General features: G+C 47.4%; 17 protein-coding genes. All 17 read left to right on the top strand.

Annotated features, from left to right (window positions below):
* The first annotated feature begins 50 nt into the window (after nt 1-50).
* The 17 genes from ABD028_RS17160 (at nt 51) to rfbF (ending at nt 17,508) form a co-directional block, all read left to right on the top strand.
* On the top strand, nt 51-1,202 hold the full coding sequence (locus ABD028_RS17160; RefSeq protein WP_343846509.1) for a methyltransferase domain-containing protein: 1,152 nt from the start codon (nt 51-53) through the stop codon (nt 1,200-1,202).
* Nucleotides 1,203-1,205: 3 nt separating this feature from the next.
* The gene (locus ABD028_RS17155) at nt 1,206-2,381 is read left to right on the top strand and encodes a hypothetical protein (protein ID WP_343846508.1); all 1,176 of its coding nucleotides are present in this window, start codon (nt 1,206-1,208) and stop codon (nt 2,379-2,381) included.
* Nucleotides 2,381-3,364: a Gfo/Idh/MocA family oxidoreductase gene (locus ABD028_RS17150; protein ID WP_343846506.1), complete on the top strand. Its 984-nt coding sequence runs from the start codon at nt 2,381-2,383 to the stop codon at nt 3,362-3,364. Before ABD028_RS17155 ends, ABD028_RS17150 begins: the two co-directional genes overlap by 1 nt.
* A gap of 13 nt (nt 3,365-3,377) precedes the next feature.
* Nucleotides 3,378-4,319, top strand: a complete 942-nt coding sequence (locus ABD028_RS17145; protein ID WP_343846504.1) for a Gfo/Idh/MocA family oxidoreductase — start codon at nt 3,378-3,380, stop codon at nt 4,317-4,319.
* Nucleotides 4,279-5,655, top strand: a complete 1,377-nt coding sequence (locus ABD028_RS17140) for a TIGR00180 family glycosyltransferase (RefSeq protein WP_343846503.1) — start codon at nt 4,279-4,281, stop codon at nt 5,653-5,655. The genes ABD028_RS17145 and ABD028_RS17140 overlap by 41 nt, the downstream gene beginning before the upstream one ends.
* Nucleotides 5,656-5,837: 182 nt before the next feature.
* Nucleotides 5,838-6,575 carry a sugar phosphate nucleotidyltransferase gene (locus ABD028_RS17135; protein ID WP_343846502.1) on the top strand — a complete coding sequence of 246 codons (738 nt, stop codon included), beginning with the start codon at nt 5,838-5,840 and terminating at the stop codon, nt 6,573-6,575.
* Complete coding sequence (locus ABD028_RS17130; protein ID WP_343846500.1) at nt 6,572-7,936, top strand: GHMP family kinase ATP-binding protein; 1,365 nt, start codon at nt 6,572-6,574, stop codon at nt 7,934-7,936. Before ABD028_RS17135 ends, ABD028_RS17130 begins: the two co-directional genes overlap by 4 nt.
* A 13-nt stretch (nt 7,937-7,949) precedes the next feature.
* Nucleotides 7,950-9,842: an N-acetylneuraminate synthase family protein gene (locus tag ABD028_RS17125; RefSeq protein ID WP_343846498.1), complete on the top strand. Its 1,893-nt coding sequence runs from the start codon at nt 7,950-7,952 to the stop codon at nt 9,840-9,842.
* Nucleotides 9,843-9,871: 29 nt separating this feature from the next.
* Nucleotides 9,872-10,711, top strand: a complete 840-nt coding sequence (locus ABD028_RS17120) for a sugar phosphate isomerase/epimerase family protein (RefSeq protein WP_343846497.1) — start codon at nt 9,872-9,874, stop codon at nt 10,709-10,711.
* Complete coding sequence (locus tag ABD028_RS17115; protein ID WP_343846496.1) at nt 10,701-11,459, top strand: acylneuraminate cytidylyltransferase family protein; 759 nt, start codon at nt 10,701-10,703, stop codon at nt 11,457-11,459. The genes ABD028_RS17120 and ABD028_RS17115 overlap by 11 nt, the downstream gene beginning before the upstream one ends.
* A complete protein-coding gene (locus ABD028_RS17110; RefSeq protein ID WP_343846494.1) occupies nt 11,459-12,850 on the top strand; it encodes an aspartate aminotransferase family protein in 1,392 nt (463 codons plus the stop codon). Before ABD028_RS17115 ends, ABD028_RS17110 begins: the two co-directional genes overlap by 1 nt.
* Nucleotides 12,840-13,271 (top strand): VOC family protein, encoded by a 432-nt coding sequence (locus ABD028_RS17105; protein WP_343846493.1) that lies wholly within the window; start codon nt 12,840-12,842, stop codon nt 13,269-13,271. The genes ABD028_RS17110 and ABD028_RS17105 overlap by 11 nt, the downstream gene beginning before the upstream one ends.
* Nucleotides 13,268-14,170 (top strand): class I SAM-dependent methyltransferase, encoded by a 903-nt coding sequence (locus ABD028_RS17100; RefSeq protein WP_343846492.1) that lies wholly within the window; start codon nt 13,268-13,270, stop codon nt 14,168-14,170. The genes ABD028_RS17105 and ABD028_RS17100 overlap by 4 nt, the downstream gene beginning before the upstream one ends.
* 7 nt (nt 14,171-14,177) lie before the next feature.
* A complete protein-coding gene (locus tag ABD028_RS17095; protein WP_343846491.1) occupies nt 14,178-14,948 on the top strand; it encodes an SDR family NAD(P)-dependent oxidoreductase in 771 nt (256 codons plus the stop codon).
* Nucleotides 14,949-15,785 (top strand): SDR family oxidoreductase, encoded by an 837-nt coding sequence (locus tag ABD028_RS17090; RefSeq protein WP_343846489.1) that lies wholly within the window; start codon nt 14,949-14,951, stop codon nt 15,783-15,785.
* A gap of 5 nt (nt 15,786-15,790) precedes the next feature.
* Nucleotides 15,791-16,627 carry a class I SAM-dependent methyltransferase gene (locus tag ABD028_RS17085; protein WP_343846487.1) on the top strand — a complete coding sequence of 279 codons (837 nt, stop codon included), beginning with the start codon at nt 15,791-15,793 and terminating at the stop codon, nt 16,625-16,627.
* Between the two features lie 110 nt (nt 16,628-16,737).
* Nucleotides 16,738-17,508: a glucose-1-phosphate cytidylyltransferase gene (gene rfbF, locus ABD028_RS17080; protein ID WP_343846486.1), complete on the top strand. Its 771-nt coding sequence runs from the start codon at nt 16,738-16,740 to the stop codon at nt 17,506-17,508.
* The last annotated feature ends 65 nt before the right edge of the window (nt 17,509-17,573 follow it).

Raw genomic sequence — 17,573 nt, 5'->3', positions numbered from 1 at the left:
TACCGGTTGTTTAGTTTGATCTTGATTTAAAAGTTATTAGGTGAGCTCTAATGAGTAGAAAAATTCTAGGTGGTTCAATATACGTAGGTTGTGGGGATGATCGTAGAGAAGGATTCCTACATTGTGATACCAGGGCCATAGCTGGTGTGGATGTCGTTTGCGACGCTTGGGAATTATCTAAACATGCGCAAGATTTAAGTGAAGTCTACTCCCGCCATATGTTGGAGCATCTAACTTCGATGGAGGCCGATGCCGCATTAATTGATTGGCACAAAGCGCTTAAAATCGGAGGGAAAATTTATATTGTTGTTCCAGATATGGATTTTCACGCCAGGCAATGGCTTGATGCCGAATGGAATGAAGATACGTTAAGAGATAAAACATCCCAAGCTCGCCATAGTTTTGCTGGATTCTATGGTTGGCAACGAGAGTGTAACCCCAAAATGGCTGATTATAATAGGTCGTATTGGGATGTTCACAAGTCGGGTTATAACAGTAAGAGACTTAAGTTTTTGCTGGAAAGAGCAGGCTTTGTGAATGTTAAAACAGAAATAAAGAATCATGTCCACTTGGTCGCTACAGCAGAAAAGAGTATGAATAGAGGTGAGAGACAGATCTCAAATACCTATGCTAATATACGTAATGACCATAAAAATCGATATGAGTTTGCTGGTGTTCAGATCGGATATGCTCCTCACTTACATATATTAGATTTGGCATGCGGAATTGGTTATGGGACGTTGATGTTGTCAAAGATGTGTGGTGCAAATGTCACTGGGGTTGATATTGACAAAGGCGCTGTCGATTATGCTAATGAACATTACTGTGATAGCCATATTCAATACATTTGTGCTGATGCATTAAACGTTGAGCTGAATGATAAATTTGATGTGATAGTTTCGTTTGAGACTATAGAGCACGTACATTTTGATTTGGCTTTGTTGAAGAGATTTTACACATTTATGAAACCAGGTGGGCGATTGATTTGTTCTACGCCGAACCAAGATGTGATGCCTTTTGACCCAGATAAATACTCATTTCATGTCAAACACTACACCAAACGAGAAATCTCTCAGCTATTAGACTATGCAGGTTTCGAAAATATTCAGTTTTATACTCAGTACGACTCGGTAAATGGTGTAGTAAAAGAGGGGGATGATGGTTCCTTTTTTATCCTAACTGCAGAAAAAGGTGGAGTCTAGGTAATGCAAGATGACACGCCTATTGATGATTTAATAAAAGGAAAACGCTGTATTGTTGTTGCCCCATCAGGGTATTTGAAAGGGAGAGGTTGGCCGTCCAAACAATTTATCGAATCCTTTGATTTGGTAGTTAAAGCTTCTGATACTTGCGAGATATATGATGCGCATGGTGAACTTGGATCCCGATGTGATATTTGGTATGGACTACCACTCACAAACACATTTGAAGCAGATTTACAAGCACTCATTAATCAACAAGTTAAATTAATGGTGTTACAACCATGTATTGAAAGTTACAAGTTGATTTGGGATGAATGTATAGTTTGGTTGGATAATAAACTACGTACTGCTCCTTTACAGTATGATATTGCAGATGTTGAGCACTATAAAAGTATCGTGAAGAAGATAGGCTGTTTCCCTTATAGCGGTCTCTTTGCCATCAAAGACTTGCTACACAGAGGAGCCAGTGAAGTTTATGCTTATGGCCATGATTTTTTTCGTACAGGTTATTTTAAAGATTCCGAAATTTACGATGTGATTAATTCAGGCTGGCATCTACTTGAACCTCAGATGCAAGCAATGTGGCAGTTGCTTAAAGATGAGCCCAGATTTAATTGCGATTTAAATCTAAAAGAAATACTGCATAAGAAATATGCTAAGAATGAAGAGATAGTTCCTTTTAATGAATTTATTGTTGCAGAGCTTAAGCACTTTAGTAGATTGTCTCACTTTTCAAAGCCACTGATATTCAGAAGTTTTACTGCGGACAAGTTTCATCAGTTTTGCACCGCACTGGTTGAGCACGTTTCACCATCATCAATGACCATAGTCTGTCAGGAAAATTTTTCGCTTGGTCTCAATATGCAAGGTTGTAGCGTGCTGGAGGTCTCGACAGGACAGTTTTCAACATCCGAAATCCTGACGTTACTGGCCGGGGAGGTGGGAAAATTTGACAGTTGTTTCATTCCTTATAATGGACAGCAGCTGCATACATACTTAGATATTTTTGCTGTAGTTAAGGAACTTAAGATTAAGAACCCATACCTTGTGAGTACAAGGGGAGCTATGAAGCGAATTATTAATATTGAAGAAATCATTGACGAAGCCTCCAAATATAAGGAGCTGCGAAAAGAGTTTCGCTATCTACAAGACAAATATGACAGAAAAGAGGTGCTCTAGTGGCCGTTCCGTCTAATTATCCAACCTTTGCCTTTATCGGTTGTGGTCAAGTCGGTAGTCGTCACCTACAAGCATTGGCACTGTTGCAGGAGCCGGTGAATATCACGGTAGTTGACTCAGCAGAATCGGCGCTAACGAGGGCGATGGAGCGCTTTGGCGAAGTGGGGGGCGACGTTGAACGGCTTGAACTACTTACTGAACTACCCAGTAATCGCCATTATGATCTGGCAATTTTTGCATCTAACGCTGACATAAGATTTAGCTTGTTGAAAGGACTGGCTGCCTGTAATTCTGTGAAAAATATCTTGTTTGAGAAGGTACTTTTTCAGAAAGTAGAAGATTTACGTGAGGCTCAATCCATTCTGGAATTGAATGGCATTTCCGCATGGGTAAATTGTCCCAGACGTTTTATTGAAGGGTACCGGCAGATAAAGCATTGTATTGATACTGGCATGCCCATTACGGTCGAAGTCAGGGGAACGGATTTCGGATTGGCCAGCAACGCAATTCATTTTATCGACTTGTTTGCGTTTCTGGTAGGAACTGAATGGTTCGAAAGTTGGCAATATGATTTTGAAGAATCGGTCAGACCCGCGAGAAGGGCTGGCTGCTTTGAGGTGTTTGGGAAAATCTCAATTAACCATGGCCCTCATAAGTTTGTCATGGAATGTGTGCACCAAGATGATATTGAACGTATCGAAGTGTGTATTGCTAATGAAGTTAAGGTGTTCCGGATAAATGAAATTGAAGAGCGGATTCACTTCACGGACAAAGTGAGTGGTGAAGAACGACATGAGATTTTTCACATACCGCTGCAAAGCCAGGTGACTCAGCATCATGCCAAGAGCATTGTAACTAGCGGGCAATGTTTGCTGCCTACTTTTCGACAATCTGGCGTGTTACATGAGCGGATACTCTCAATGTTCCAGACATTCTTGGCTGCGCAAGGAGTGGACACCAGCCATGGTTGTCCAATCACATGATTAGGTGGAAAAAATGCTCTGGTTGATTGGTGCAGGCCCGATGGCCGTGGAGTACGGCCGTGTATTGAATGCGCTGGGGCGGTCGTTTATTTGCATTACAAGAAGTGAACGTTCGGCTCGGGCATTCGCCAAACAGATTCAGGCTCCTATTTATAGCGGAGGCCTGAAGGCATTTCTGGCTAAACAACCAGAAATGCCCGAAAAGGTGATCGTCGCCACAGGTATTGAGGTTTTGGCTGATTGTACTCTGGCGTTAATCGCTTATGGGGTGAAACAACTGTTGGTGGAAAAGCCTGCCGGGGTTGACCTGGCTACCATTGAAGGGCTGGAGCATGCGGCGGCCGGTCACTGTGCTCAAGTCTTTGTGGCCTACAATCGTCGATTTTATGAATCGGTACTTTATGCAGAGAAGCTGCTTAACGAGGACGGTGGTATCAAGTCTTTGGTATATGAGCTGACCGAATGGTCCCACTTGATCGCCGATCATCCCTTCGACAATAAGGTTAAGCACAATTGGTTTTTGGCCAATACAAGTCATGTAGTGGACTTGGCCTTCTATTTTGGCGGCCGTCCAACCTCTTGGTCCAGCTTCACTGCAGGCGCTGTAGACTGGCATCATCGCAGTGCTAATTTTGCCGGGGCAGGTTTGACACAAAAGGGAGCGTTGTTTAGTTATCATGGCAATTGGCAAGCTCCTGGACGTTGGAGTCTGGAGTTACTGACACAGAAACGTCGATTGATTTTCCGTCCTATGGAGCAATTGCAAGTACAGCTGCTGGGCTCGGTGGAGATAACACCGGTTGAAATGACCTATGCATACGACCAGCAGTTTAAACCGGGTGTCTACCTGCAGACAGCCAATTTCCTTGAGGGGCAGTTTGCACGGCATTGTGGCCTTGCAGAGCATGTCATAAATGCCCGGCTCTACTGCAAAATGGCAGATTATGAACAGTAGCGGCTCGACATTACTTAACGATATTACAGTGGTGATATTCACCTATGAGCGCCACTGTTTTTTAAAGAGAAAACTCGCATTTCTGTCAGAAACCGGTCTAAAAACACTGATCGCCGACGGCAGTAGCAGCAACTACGATGGCCCACTGCCGGACAACGTCCGGTATTTCCATCTCCCCGAGTTAAACGTTTATCAACGTCTGACGTTTCTGGCCAATCATGTGGATACGAAATACGTGTTGCCTTCGGCCGACGATGACTTTGTGTTTCTGCCTACCCTGGAACAAGGCGCATCCTTTTTAGAACAAAACCCGGATTTCAATTCGGTGCAAGGTAGCTGCTTCGTATTCCAGCAATATTTCTCAAAGTCCAGTGTGCAGTTCTTTGAAGTTGGCAGATATGCCAGGGAATTTTCACTGGTGGATGAGGATCCTGCGCTTCGTCTGAAGACACACTTTGGGAATTACATGCATAACTTTTATGCCTTACAAAGAAGCTGTGTCTGGCGCGAGTTTTATAAGGAATTTAATCCCTACCTGATGCCGCACAGTAGCTACTACCAATACAAACCGGCAATGGGGGAGTTTTGCCACAGTTTTGCATTAGTATCCTTTGGCAAGCATAAGGTATTGTCAGAACCTTGGATGTTACGCGAAAACATGCCCAAGTTTGATGTAGTGACAGTAGATTACGAAGAGGCTGTTGAAAATTTGGATAAGGATTATCTTGGGATACTTGCCGACTTTGTCGTTGCCCTGGAAACATATCGAGACCCGGCCTTCGATTGGAAGTCTCTTACCAAAGAGCGATTAAGGGATTTTATTAAGTTTGGTGCCGGGTTGGTGCCTAAAACCCCCAATATGGCCTTCGGCGACCTTGAGACATTGTTGGCCGAGCAACCATTCAGTCAGTCCATCATTTTGGCATTTCATGATTGCCATCAACTTATCACCTCCCATTCAGAGGCTGTGTATGCTTGGATGATTCAAAATTGTGATCCATTGGAAAGTCTATATGGTCGGGGGTGGCGAGAGGACATGAAACGTCGTTTTAAAATCTTGGTTGAGACAATGGATAACTATGTACTGTTTGGGGCTGGGGAGCATACTAAGGCTTTGCATGAAATCGGTGCGCTTGATGAAAGACTTGTTGCTATCGCAGATAACAATTCTAAAATTTGGGGTACAAACTTACTTGAAAAGCCTTGTATTCAACCAGATCGTTTACTTGCTTACTCTGCCAATGTCATCATTTCGTCAAAACAGCATATTGCCGAAATTCAAGCACAGCTAGCGACGTGTTTTGGTGCCCGTGTTAATGTTTATACGCTGTATTGAGCGTCGCTTCGTCAAATAGTGTTCGCGACTGTGTTCTCACGTTCGATTTGTCATACCGGATGGCTCAGGAGTTTGGGCGTGCAGCCGATAACAAGGTGTCGTGCATAGCGGTTAGACAAAAGCTTAAATGACCTGCTTGGATTTAGGCATGATTTTTTTGAAATTTTTCGTGATAGGGTGTCATGTCGTTAGATAACTTATCAAAGCAATTGCCTCCCCTGCTGGTATTAGCGGGTGGCTTGGGTACCAGATTGCAATCGATGGTCAATGAGGTACCAAAACCCCTGGCACCAGTCTGTGGCAAGCCATTTATGACCTATCTTATCGAGAACTGGATTGCACAAGGTGTGCGTTCTTTTATTTTTTTACTGCATCATAAAGCCGCTATTTTTGAACAATATATCGCATCAGCCGCGATGACTGAGCTGCTGAGTCATTGTTCTGTTACCTGTGTGCGTGAGCCCAAACTGCTTGGCACAGGGGGCGCTGTTGCGAATGCCATCCGTTTACTGAAATTGAACGGGGATGTGCTAATTACCAACGCTGATACCTGGTTGGACCGAGGGTTTGACCAATTTCCACAAGATGATCGCAACTATATTGGTGGCGTCAACATACAGGATGCAAGCCGCTTTGGTACCCTGGCCCTCATCGGAGAGCGAGTCACCGCATTTAGGGAAAAACAGGGGGGGCAAGTGTCGGGCTGGATAAATGCCGGAATCTACCGATTGAAAACGGAGACATTCCTGGGTAAGGGCGACGGTCAATTCTCCATTGAGCATGATGTTTTACCGCAGTTGGCTGCTCGGGGGGAGCTGTCCTGTGTGAAGTTGGACGGCGACTTTATTGATATCGGCGTTCCTCAAGATTATCTGCGTTTTTGCAATTGGATTGCACTAGAAAGGCTTTGTAAATTGTGAACTTAGCATTATTCCAAATTCGTGAAAACGCCACCATCCGCAATGCGTTGAAGCAGATCGACCTGAACAACTATGGTGTTATTTTTGTCACTGACATTACCAATGCGGTAATTGGTATCGCCACAGACGGCGATATCCGAAGAAGTTTGTTGCAGGGCAAAACCCTGGATTGTCAGGTCAGGGAGAGCGCAAACACTAACTTCGTCTGGGCAGATGATAATGCGAACAGAGAGTTTCTGCTCAAACAGCTGGATCACTGCATCAAGATCATCCCTATTCTGGATAGCGCCAAACATTTGATTGGTCTGGTATCCAGAGACAGCGTGCCACTACGTGACGAGTCACCCGTGTATGCCAGGGCCAGGGCACCGGTGCGGATCAGTTTTGGCGGGGGCGGCTCTGACCTGACCCACTTCTTTGCCAAATCGATGGGCGCAGTGATCAACAGCACCATAGGCATATACAGCCATGCAACATTGCGATTACGGGGCGATTCGAAGGTCTTTATTCATTCCCGGGATCTCAGGCAATCGGTTTGCTTCAACAATATTGAAGAAGCTAAAAACATTAATGGCAACTTTAGGTTAATTGCCGCTTTGCTCAAGGTCATCCAGCCTGAATTCGGTTTCGAATTGTATCTTTATTCTGATTATCGAATGAAATCTGGGTTGGGAGGCTCGGCTGTATTGTCGGCTGCCGTGCTTGGCTGTTTCAACCAGTTTCGTCAGGATCGTTGGGATTTGCATGAACTGGCGGAGTTGGCCTACCAGGCCGAACGCCTCTATCTGGGCGTTGCTGGCGGTTGGCAGGATCAATACGCCAGCGTGTTTGGAGGGTTCAATTTTATGGAATTCAAGATGGAGCAGAACATCGTTCACCCGTTGCGAATTCACCCTGACGTGTTGTGTGAACTGGAAGAAAACCTGCTGTTGTGTGACTCCAACCTGGAGCACGATTCTGGTGAAGTGCATGAAGATCAGCGCCGCCAAATGCAGAATGAGCATGTCAATGACAAGGTAAAGCAAAATGTTGAGTTGACCTACTGTATGCGCAACAACTTGCTACGGGGACGCTTGGACTGCTTTGGTCGGGATCTCGATACAGCCTGGCAGTTAAAACGTCAGTTCAGCAATAGAATCTCAAACAGTTACCTGGATCGTGTCTATGACGAAGCAAAAGCCCAGGGTGCGTTGGGTGGAAAATTGCTCGGTGCTGGTGGTGGTGGCTTTTTCTTATTTTACGTTCCGGCGTTTCGGCGATTAGAGTTAATGGATGCGTTGGAATCCCAGGGAAATAGAGTCCAGCAATTCAGATTCGAGGCGGACGGGCTGAGAGCCTGGACCGTGCGCGATAACAATTAGTAAGCAAAAGATTATGCAGTTAAATATTGGTAAATTCGAAATTGGTGCCAACCGCACCTTTGTTATCGCCGAGATTGGCAACAACCACAATGGCGATCTTGCCAGGGCCAAAGAACTGGTGGATCTGGCGGTTGAGATGGGAGTGGATTGTGTCAAATTTCAAATGCGTCATCTCGATCAACTTTATCGCAAAAGTTCTCTACAGCGCTCTGGCAATGACTTGGGCACTGAGTACATATTAGATCTGCTTTCGCGTTTTGAGTTATCGCTTGCCGAACATCGGCAATTGGCAGATTACTGCCTCAGCAAGCACATCCTTTATCTGTGTACTCCTTGGGATGCAAGTAGTGTGGAGATATTGGAATCCTTTGGTGTACCGGCTTATAAAGTGGCGTCGGCTGACCTGACTAATATTCCTTTATTGTCCAGGTTGGTAAAAACCGGCAAGCCACTGATCCTTTCCACGGGCATGAGTACTGAAGAAGAAGTGCGCATGACGGTGGATTTTCTTAATGCACATGGTGTGGCTTTTGTGTTGTTGCATTGCAACAGCACCTATCCGGCACCTCTGCATGACATTCAATTGCGTTGGATGGAAACGCTCAGAGCGTTGCATCCGCTGGTCGGTTACTCAGGGCATGAACGAGGCATCGCCGTATCCCTGGCCGCTGTGGCACTGGGTGCTAAAGTCATTGAGCGACATTTTACCTTGGACCGAACCATGGAAGGTCCAGATCATGCAGCAAGCCTGGAGCCCTCGGAGTTCAAAGCATTACTTACCGGTATCCGCGAAATAGAACAAAGTTTGGGCAGCAATCAGCACAGACAGTTGTCACAAGGCGAAATGATCAACAGGGAAAACTTGGGTAAAAGTCTGGTGGCCGCCAAGTCACTGAAAAGGGAACAGGTGCTGACGGAGACCGATATTATGGTACGCAGCCCCGGTCAGGGTCTGTCACCCCAGTGTTTTATGCAATTGGTGGGCAAAACCCTGCAACGTGACATGCAGGAGGAAGATTTCTTTTTTCCGTCGGATTTAAAGGAAATAGCCATTTCGCCAGGCCAATATCGGTTCAGTCGCCCTTGGGGGGTGCCGGTGCGCTACCATGATTTCAACCAATATCGCGCTTTGGTCAAACCTGACTTTTTTGAGTTTCATCTTTCCTATGCAGACATGGATCTGCCCATTGGCAACTACCTTTCGGGTACCTACGATATGGACTTTATCGTCCATGCACCTGAACTCTTCGCTAACAGCAGATTGATGGACTTGGCCTCACAGGACGAACAGTACCGGCGTTATTCGATTGCCGAAACGCAGCGGGTTATTGATATCACTCGTGCCCTCAAAAGCTATTTTCCCAGCACTGCACGTCCTATGATCGTTGCAAATATCGGCGGATTTACCATGGATGCGCCGATGAATGGCCAGGACAGAACCCGCTATTACGAGACCTTTGCCGACAGCTTGCAATACCTGGATCTTGACGGGGTGGAATTGATCCCGCAAACCATGGCGCCCTTTCCCTGGCATTTTGGCGGGCAGCGCTATCAGAATCTCTTTGTGGACGCCGATGAGTCTTTGCAATGGTGTGAGCGTTTGGGATTGCGCATGTGTTTCGATGTGTCTCATTCGCGACTGACTTGTAACCATTTCGGACAGGACTTTTATCAGTTTGCCCGCAAACTGGCCAAGGTGACAGCTCACCTGCATCTTGGCGATGCCAAAGGCGTCAATGGTGAAGGACTGCAGATTGGCGAGGGCGATCTGGATTTTGCCAGGTTGGCAGAAGTGCTCAGAGAAGGTTGTCCTCAGGCCCCTTTTATTCCAGAAATCTGGCAGGGGCATAAAAATAATGGGGAAGGTTTTTGGATTGCCTTGGAGCGCCTTAATGGCGTTCTGTGAGCACATCAGGTGTGATTGAGGGTACGCAGATGGACAAAGAAAATCTATTGGGAGTCATGCAGGGACGGCTGTTACCCAAATATCAGGGGCGCTACCAGGCGCATCCGCTGGGCTACTGGCAACAAGAATTTACCATCGCTGCACAGTTGGGGCTGGACTGTATCGAGTTTATCGTTGATCTCAACGATCTACAGGATAATCCCCTGATGAGTGCGCCGGGTAGGGACGAGATTCGGGTATTGACTTTACAGACGGGGGTTCAGGTTAAAACCTTTTGTGCCGATATCTTTATGCAGCAACCTTTGCATGATGAGAATAGCAATAAATCCGGGGCGAGCCTTATGGTACTGCAAAGCTTGTTGGTGGCTGCCAAGGAGTTACAGGTTTCAGATATCGTTATACCTTGCGTCGATCAATCCTCATTGGCGAGTGATAAGCAGATGGAACGTTTTGTTCAGGCCATTAAGCCGCTGTTGTCTGAATGCGAACATTATGGGGTCAACTTGTCTCTGGAAACAGATCTGGCTCCGGAACCTTTCGTCCGCTTACTGGACCGGCTCAGTTCCGCGCGTGTGACCGTTAACTACGATATCGGCAATAGTGCAGCCTTGGGTTATGACCCTAAGGTAGAACTGAGCCATTATGGTGACAGGATCAGCGATATCCATGTCAAGGACCGGGTACTGAATGGTGGTCCGGTAGTGCTGGGGCAGGGGGATGCCGATTTTGAACGCTTTTTTGATGCGTTGGCCGCTTATCGTTATAAAGGTCCGTTTATCATGCAAGCTTATCGAGATGAACAAGGGGTGGACATTTTTAAGCAACAGCTAGATTGGGTGAGACCCTATTTGAGGAGTCATGGTGAGTAATGTGATCTGTATTATTCCTGCCCGTTCAGGATCCAAGTCAGTCGCAGACAAGAATATCGCCCCTTTGGGTGGTTTTCCTATAATGGCTTACAGCATTGCAGCAGCTAAGCTCTGCCAGCAAGTCGATCGAGTCATGATTTCCACCGACTCTCGTCGTTACGCCGATATCGCGCAGAAATTTGGCGCAGAGGTACCGTTCTTGCGCCCTGAAAATCTGTCTACTGACACGTCGACGGACCGCGACTTTCTGCTGCATGCCATGCAGTGGCTACAAACCAACGAGGGACACTGCCCAGAATACTGGCTGCACTTGCGTCCAACTACGCCTTTGCGGGAAAGTCACTTATTGGGGCTGGCGATCGAGCAGATCCAAATGAATGAACAGGCCACCTCACTGCGTTCGGGACATAAGTCACCGGAGTCGCCGTTGAAATGGTTCACCCGCGATAGCGACGGATGTTTTCGTGGGCTGGGTGACGATGATGGCAGGGAGAGATACAACCTGCCCAAAGAACATTTCCCCCAGGTTTATATTCCCGACGGCTACGTGGATGTGGTCAAGGCGTCCCATATTCTGAATCATCCTACTATTCATGGGGACAGTATGATGGGTTTTGTATCTCCGGTCTGTACCGAGGTCGATTCGCCGCAGGAACTGGATTACATAAGATATCAACTCGAGGTCAACGGCAGCGAGTTACTCGATTATTTGCAGCAACATTTTTCCGAACTTAAGGGGTGCTATTAATGGCTGGCGGTTGTTTTTCCCATGTCCCTGTAGATGTCAAAAAGATTGAGAGTCGCTATCGTCGTATTGTCACGCCCATCCCTGTGCCACAAAGTGTTCCGTTATTGGAGGAGATGTATCGCCTGGAATCCCGTTCCATGCATGGACAACTACCTATCTTGTGGGACAAGGCCGAAGATTTCCAGGTACATGATGCCTGGGGCAATACCTGGATCGATTTTACCAGCACGATTTTTGTCGCTAATGCTGGTCACGGCAACAGGCGTATCTTGCAAGGGCTGCAAGAGGTTTTGGATAAGCCTCTATTGCATACTTATACCTACGCCAATAAGCCACGTTTAGATTATTTGCGCTATCTCATCGCTAATACACCAGCCCAGTTCGAAAAGGCGTTTATGCTGTCTGCCGGCACCGAAGCAACGGAAGTGGCGTTAAAGTTAATGCGTTTGCAGGGTGAAAAAGCTGGCAAGAAACGAGGGGGGATTGTCTGTTTTCAAGGTGCCTTTCATGGCCGTACTTTGGGGGCACAGATGATGACAGGCAATGATGGCGCTAAGGCGTGGATTGGCTATCAGGATCCGAATATTCATCATTTGCCCTTCCCATATCCGTGGGACGACAAGGTGAAGGCAGACCCCCGAACCTTTTTCCGTCAGCAACTTGAGAGTTTGCTTGAAAAACACCAGTTGGATGCGGGTAAAGATATCTGCGGCTTTATGCTGGAAACCTTTCAGGGCTGGGGCGCGGTATTTTATCCAAAAGAGTTTGTCCAGGAGTTGGTGGCCTTTGCCAAAGCGCATCAGATTTTAGTGGCCTTCGATGAGATGCAGGCCGGATTCGGCCGCACGGGGGAACTGTTTGGTTATATGCACTACGAGGTTGAGCCGGACCTGCTATGCCTGGGCAAAGGAGCGAGCTCAGGTTTACCTTTAGCGTTGGTAATGGGGTCGGCAAAGATTATGGATCTGCCTGATGTGGGCTCAATGAGTTCCACTCACTCGGCCAACCCTTTGTGTTGTGCTGCAGGGCTGGCGAATCTGCAGGCTATGTTGGAAGACGGCCTGATAGACAACTCCCGGCGGTTGGGGCAGTTGTTCCACGAGCAATTGAATGCATTGAAGGATAAATATCCTCAGCAGCTTCGTATGGTTTGTGGCAAAGGTTTATTGGCAGCCCTGATTTTTCAGGATGAAGCTGGACGTCCTTTGAGCAAGCTTTGTGATTTGATCAGCGAAAAAGCCATGCAGAATGGATTATTAGTGGTGCATACCGGTCGTGAATCCATCAAGTTGGCACCGCCTCTGAGTATTCATCAGGAGGCCCTACTCGAGGGCATTTCGGTGTTGGACGAATGCATTAGCTCGGCTTTGGAAGAATGTCATGATTATTGATGTGCGCCACACTGGTATAGTGGTATCGGATTTGCCCCGAGCCGTTGCTTTTTATAGTGCTCTGGGTTTTGTCGAGTTTTCCAGAGATGTTGAAACCGGTGCCTTTATTGAACAGGTGACCGGCATTGATGGCGTGAGATTGGAATGGGTTAAACTGAAGGCTCAAGACGGCTACCTTCTGGAGCTGTTACAGTACCACTCCCATCCTGACACACCGTCCACCCGAACAGCCCCTTCCAATCAATTGGGCTGTTCCCATCTGGCCTATTCGGTTGCTGATATTGTGCTGGCCTGTCAAAAAATCATCGAAGCGGGTGGATCCTGTGTGAATCCACCTGCCATTTCCCCGAATGGCAAAGCGAAAGTGGCTTATTGCCATGATCCTGAAGGCGTACTGATGGAGGTAGTTCAACCCTTATGACCACAAAAAGGAAACTTGATTGTTGTTTATGCCAGCATAACAGTGCCACGGTGCACTACCAAGGGGTGATTCGGGATGGGGACTTTGGCAGATGGACGCAGGCTGAACAACAGGTGGTTCGCTGTGACGGTTGCGGTCTGGTCAGATTATCCGACAATCCCAACAGCCCCGACTACTACCAGTCTGAGGAGTATCGCCAGGCATACAATGGCAGTGCTGTCCATCAGGACTACATCCGTATGCATGACGGCGAACAACCGCCTCGTCTTGAACATGTTGGTATTGGTCATTTTCGTGACAAGCAGGTACTGGATTTCGGGGCTGGCGGCGGTGCCTTTTTGGACCATATAAAAGGTGTGGCTAAGCAGACCTATGCGATTGAGCCTTTTATTGGTTACCACCAAGCTCTGAGCGCTCGTGGTCATCAGGTTTTTAGTGACGCCCACATAGCCAAAGGCCAGGTTGCAGAGCAGATAGATACCCTGGTGTCATTCGGTGTTATTGAGCATGTCGACGACCCCTTACAGTTCTTATGCGATGCCTATGACTTATTAAGGCCTGGCGGTAAGATGTTTCTGGAAACTGACAATCTCAATGACGTTCTGCTGCAATTGGGGATACCGGCATTCGAGCCTTTCTTCTACCGCACAGCCCATCTTTGGTATTTCGACCAGGCTAGTTTGGTCAGGCTGGCGCAAAAGGCGGGCTTTGCTGATATCAAAGTCTCTTTCCGGCATAATTTTGACCTGTCCAACGCCCTGATGTGGGCAAGAGATGGTAAGCCGACCGGCAACGCTAAGCTGCCTCTGCTCGATGAGCGGATCAACAGTGCATGGCAGGATTTTGTGATTGGGGCCGGCCTGGCGGACTTGATCTGTGTGCAGATGGTAAAAGGGTAGCAAAATCTTGGAATTGGGACTTGAAGGTAAAAGAGTGGTGGTGACCGGTGCCAGTAGAGGGATCGGAGCCGCTATTGCTGAGCGCTTTTTGGCAGAAGGCGCACATGTTTGTCTGGTTGCCAGACACCAACCTGATCTGGGTGCTCTGCGCCTATTGTTACAAGAGCGCTATGCTCATCGGGTAGTAGCTCAGTCTTGTGATTGTACACAGCCGCAACAATTAGACGAGCTCCGGGCATATCTGATGGATACTTGGGGAGGCGTGGATATCCTGGTGGCTAATGTGGGCGACGGTAGAAGTGTTGCTGACCCCATTCCAACCCCGCAGCAATGGCAACAGACTTGGCAAAGCAATTTTGAGAGTGCTTTACAGACCGCACGCACTTTTATTTCAGATCTGCAGCATAGCAAGGGAGTCTTGTTGTTTGTGTCATCTATCGCTGGCAAAGAGGCCTTTGGCGCACCGGTGGACTATTCGACCGCAAAGGCGGCTCTGATGGCCCTGGCCAAAAATATGTCGGCAAAGCTGGCAAAGCAGGTTCGTGTGAATGTGATCGCACCTGGCAATGTGTATTTCCCAGGGGGAAGCTGGGATGAAAAACTGCAAAAAGAGCCGGAGCGTATCCAGCGCCTGATTGAAACATCCGTGCCCATGGGGCGTTTTGCTACACCAGAGGAGATTGCCGCGCCGGCGGTTTTCTTATGTTCTGATCTGGCTTCCTTTATCACGGGGTCTACCCTAGTGGTGGATGGTGGTCAGACTGTGGGAGTGGGATAAATGGCGTCAGACTTAGACCGGCTTTTCAGACTCGACAATCGCGTAGTGATCATCACCGGCGCGATGGGGTTGTTGGGGCAACGGCATGCGCGTGCAGTGGCCGCATATGGGGGCATACCTGTGCTGTTGGACCTCCAGAAACAACCTTTACAGAAGTTTGCCCAGCGTTTGGCGCAGGAATTTGCCATCGATGTGGGCGCATATAGTGTCGATATCACCGATGAAATACAGATAGCCGCAAATTGCCATGCACTGCTGGAGCGTTACGGCAAGATTGATGCTCTGGTCAACAATGCTGCCAATAATCCGAAAATGGAGCAGGGCAGTGACAAGAGCTTTTCCAGATTGGAATATTTCTCTGCGCAGATATGGCAGCAAGACATCGCCGTCGGGCTGACCGGAGCTTTCCTATGTGCTAAACATTATGGCTTTGCCATGACCGAGAATCCTGCGGGGGGAAGCATTGTGAATGTTGCCTCCGATTTGGGCCTCATTGCACCAGACCAGAGGCTGTATTCGCAAGCCGATATGCCCATTGAACAACGACCGGTCAAGCCTGTTACCTATTCAGTGGTTAAGACTGGTCTTATAGGCCTTACCCGCTACCTAGCCACCTATTGGGCTGAAAATGGGGTGAGAGCCAATGCTATTTGTCCGGGAGGGGTCGAGAATGGTCAGCCTCAGGATTTTATAGAGCGGTTGTCTTCCAGGATCCCAATGAACCGTATGGCGCGGGTGGATGAGTACCAAGGAACGCTGGTATGGATGCTGAGTGATGCTTCCAGTTATTTAAACGGGGCCGTGGTTGCCGTGGACGGCGGCAGAACAGCTTGGTGATGATTATGGATACGACAACTTCCAATTCGCGCCATGTTAATTTAAGCGCCTACGAAGGGGTGGAAGCCCTTGAAAACTTTACACCTGAACGTTTTGCCGACTATTGTCGCGATAAGTTGCTGTCTAGTGATAAGTTTGTCGAATTTATCCGACAGCACTGCGCGCACGACCCGGACTGGCAAGGCAAGGTGGCCGAAATAGGATCGGGCAACAGCAAGTTACTGTACAATTTGGAAAAGCAGGGACTGCTGAAGGAAGGGCTGGGGATTGAAATCAGTCGAAGCCGTCACGAGTTTGCCAATAAATTTGCAGAGCATATCGGTAGTCAGCGGGTCACAAACCTCAACGAGGATGTATTTAATCTTCCCACACTAACTGGGTACGACTTGGTAATTGGCGTCGATATAGTGTTGCAATTGATATCCCCATTATTTGATAAGGCCGAAGATCGTTTGCTGGACTGGGTGCATAGCTCACTTCGCCCAGGTGGCCGGGTGTTGTTCGAATTGTGGGATTTTGAATATTTTAAAGCCTTGTTGGCACAGTCCGATAATGCGTTGAGGTTATGGGAGGAATTTCCTGCCAGTGATCCTTTCGAATACTGCCTCGCTACGCTCTCCTTCGATGATAACAAAGACATTGTCTGGGATAAAAGATTCATTAGGCGCAGTTGTGGGCAGCGTTCCGAATTCTCCAATATCTTGCGACCCTACTCACCAGAAGGAATAACCAAGATATTAGCCCAAGCCGGTTTTGTTAATCCATTGGTTATCGACTGCTCAAAGGAGGGGCCGGACGGGGCTCAGGGCGAGTTCCTGGTGTTGGCACAAAAGGCATTGTAGTGATGCAGGAAGGTAACCTAGTCATTATCCTAATAAGGCAGTGAGGCCAGTTGGCTAAAGTAAAAATGTAATCAGTCGATACTTAGTAATAGCAGTGGGTTGGGCAGAATATGAAAGCAGTAATCCTGGCAGGTGGGCTGGGAACAAGGATAAGTGAAGAGTCGCACCTAAAGCCAAAACCTATGATTGAGATAGGTAACAAACCTATCCTTTGGCACATCATGAAGATTTATTCTTCCTATGGAATCAATGATTTCATTATCTGCTGTGGTTACAAAGGGTATGTCATCAAAGAGTACTTCGCGAATTATTTCCTGCACACCTCTGATGTCACCTTCGATTTGGGTCAAAACTCAATGCAGGTGCATTCTAATCATGCTGAACCCTGGCGAGTGACTTTGGTAGATACTGGTGAAACGACTCAAACAGGTGGAAGAATAAAGCGAGTCGCGCAATATTTGGATGATACTTTTTGCTTGACCTATGGCGATGGTGTTGCCGATGTTGATTTAAACAAGTTGATTGATTTCCATCACTCCAATGCGGGACTTGCAACCGTGACTGCTGTTATGCCGCCTGCACGATGGGGAGATCTCACGCTGTCTGGTGACAACCGAATAGAGATGTTTAATGAAAAACCTGTCAATGATGGTCGTTGGATTAACGGGGGGTTCTTCGTATTGTCTAAGAAGGTTCTAGATTTCATTCAGGATGACTCCAGTGTTTGGGAGAGAGAACCAATGGAAGCCCTCGCTGCAGGAAAAAAGATATTTGCCTATCAGCATAAAGGTTTTTGGCAGGCCATGGATACGCTCAGAGAAAAGAACTTGCTTGAGGAGTTGTGGGCTTCCGGCAAAGCGCCTTGGAAATTATGGGACTAATATTAAAAAGAAATAATATCCTTGCGTGCAATAGATAACGATTTAATTAGAGTGGTGAAGAGTAT

This window comes from Bowmanella denitrificans (assembly GCF_039522935.1).
Classification (GTDB): Bacteria; Pseudomonadota; Gammaproteobacteria; order Enterobacterales; family Alteromonadaceae; genus Bowmanella; species Bowmanella denitrificans.
Note: the sequence above shows the minus strand (reverse complement) of the source record. Positions and strands in the feature narration are given on the sequence as shown.

Bases quoted from the DNA above. Each gene is read 5' to 3' on its own strand.
- ABD028_RS17145 (WP_343846504.1), top strand. From the start codon at position 3,378: ATGCTCTGGTTGATTGGTGCAGGCCCGATGGCCGTGGAGTACGGCCGT.
- ABD028_RS17105 (WP_343846493.1), top strand. From the start codon at position 12,840: ATGATTATTGATGTGCGCCACACTGGTATAGTGGTATCGGATTTGCCC.
- ABD028_RS17155 (WP_343846508.1), top strand. From the start codon at position 1,206: ATGCAAGATGACACGCCTATTGATGATTTAATAAAAGGAAAACGCTGT.
- ABD028_RS17160 (WP_343846509.1), top strand. From the start codon at position 51: ATGAGTAGAAAAATTCTAGGTGGTTCAATATACGTAGGTTGTGGGGAT.
- ABD028_RS17090 (WP_343846489.1), top strand. From the start codon at position 14,949: ATGGCGTCAGACTTAGACCGGCTTTTCAGACTCGACAATCGCGTAGTG.
- ABD028_RS17100 (WP_343846492.1), top strand. From the start codon at position 13,268: ATGACCACAAAAAGGAAACTTGATTGTTGTTTATGCCAGCATAACAGT.
- ABD028_RS17125 (WP_343846498.1), top strand. From the start codon at position 7,950: ATGCAGTTAAATATTGGTAAATTCGAAATTGGTGCCAACCGCACCTTT.
- ABD028_RS17110 (WP_343846494.1), top strand. From the start codon at position 11,459: ATGGCTGGCGGTTGTTTTTCCCATGTCCCTGTAGATGTCAAAAAGATT.
- ABD028_RS17140 (WP_343846503.1), top strand. From the start codon at position 4,279: ATGCCCGGCTCTACTGCAAAATGGCAGATTATGAACAGTAGCGGCTCG.
- ABD028_RS17115 (WP_343846496.1), top strand. From the start codon at position 10,701: ATGGTGAGTAATGTGATCTGTATTATTCCTGCCCGTTCAGGATCCAAG.
- rfbF (WP_343846486.1), top strand. From the start codon at position 16,738: ATGAAAGCAGTAATCCTGGCAGGTGGGCTGGGAACAAGGATAAGTGAA.
- ABD028_RS17120 (WP_343846497.1), top strand. From the start codon at position 9,872: ATGGACAAAGAAAATCTATTGGGAGTCATGCAGGGACGGCTGTTACCC.
- ABD028_RS17135 (WP_343846502.1), top strand. From the start codon at position 5,838: ATGTCGTTAGATAACTTATCAAAGCAATTGCCTCCCCTGCTGGTATTA.
- ABD028_RS17085 (WP_343846487.1), top strand. From the start codon at position 15,791: ATGGATACGACAACTTCCAATTCGCGCCATGTTAATTTAAGCGCCTAC.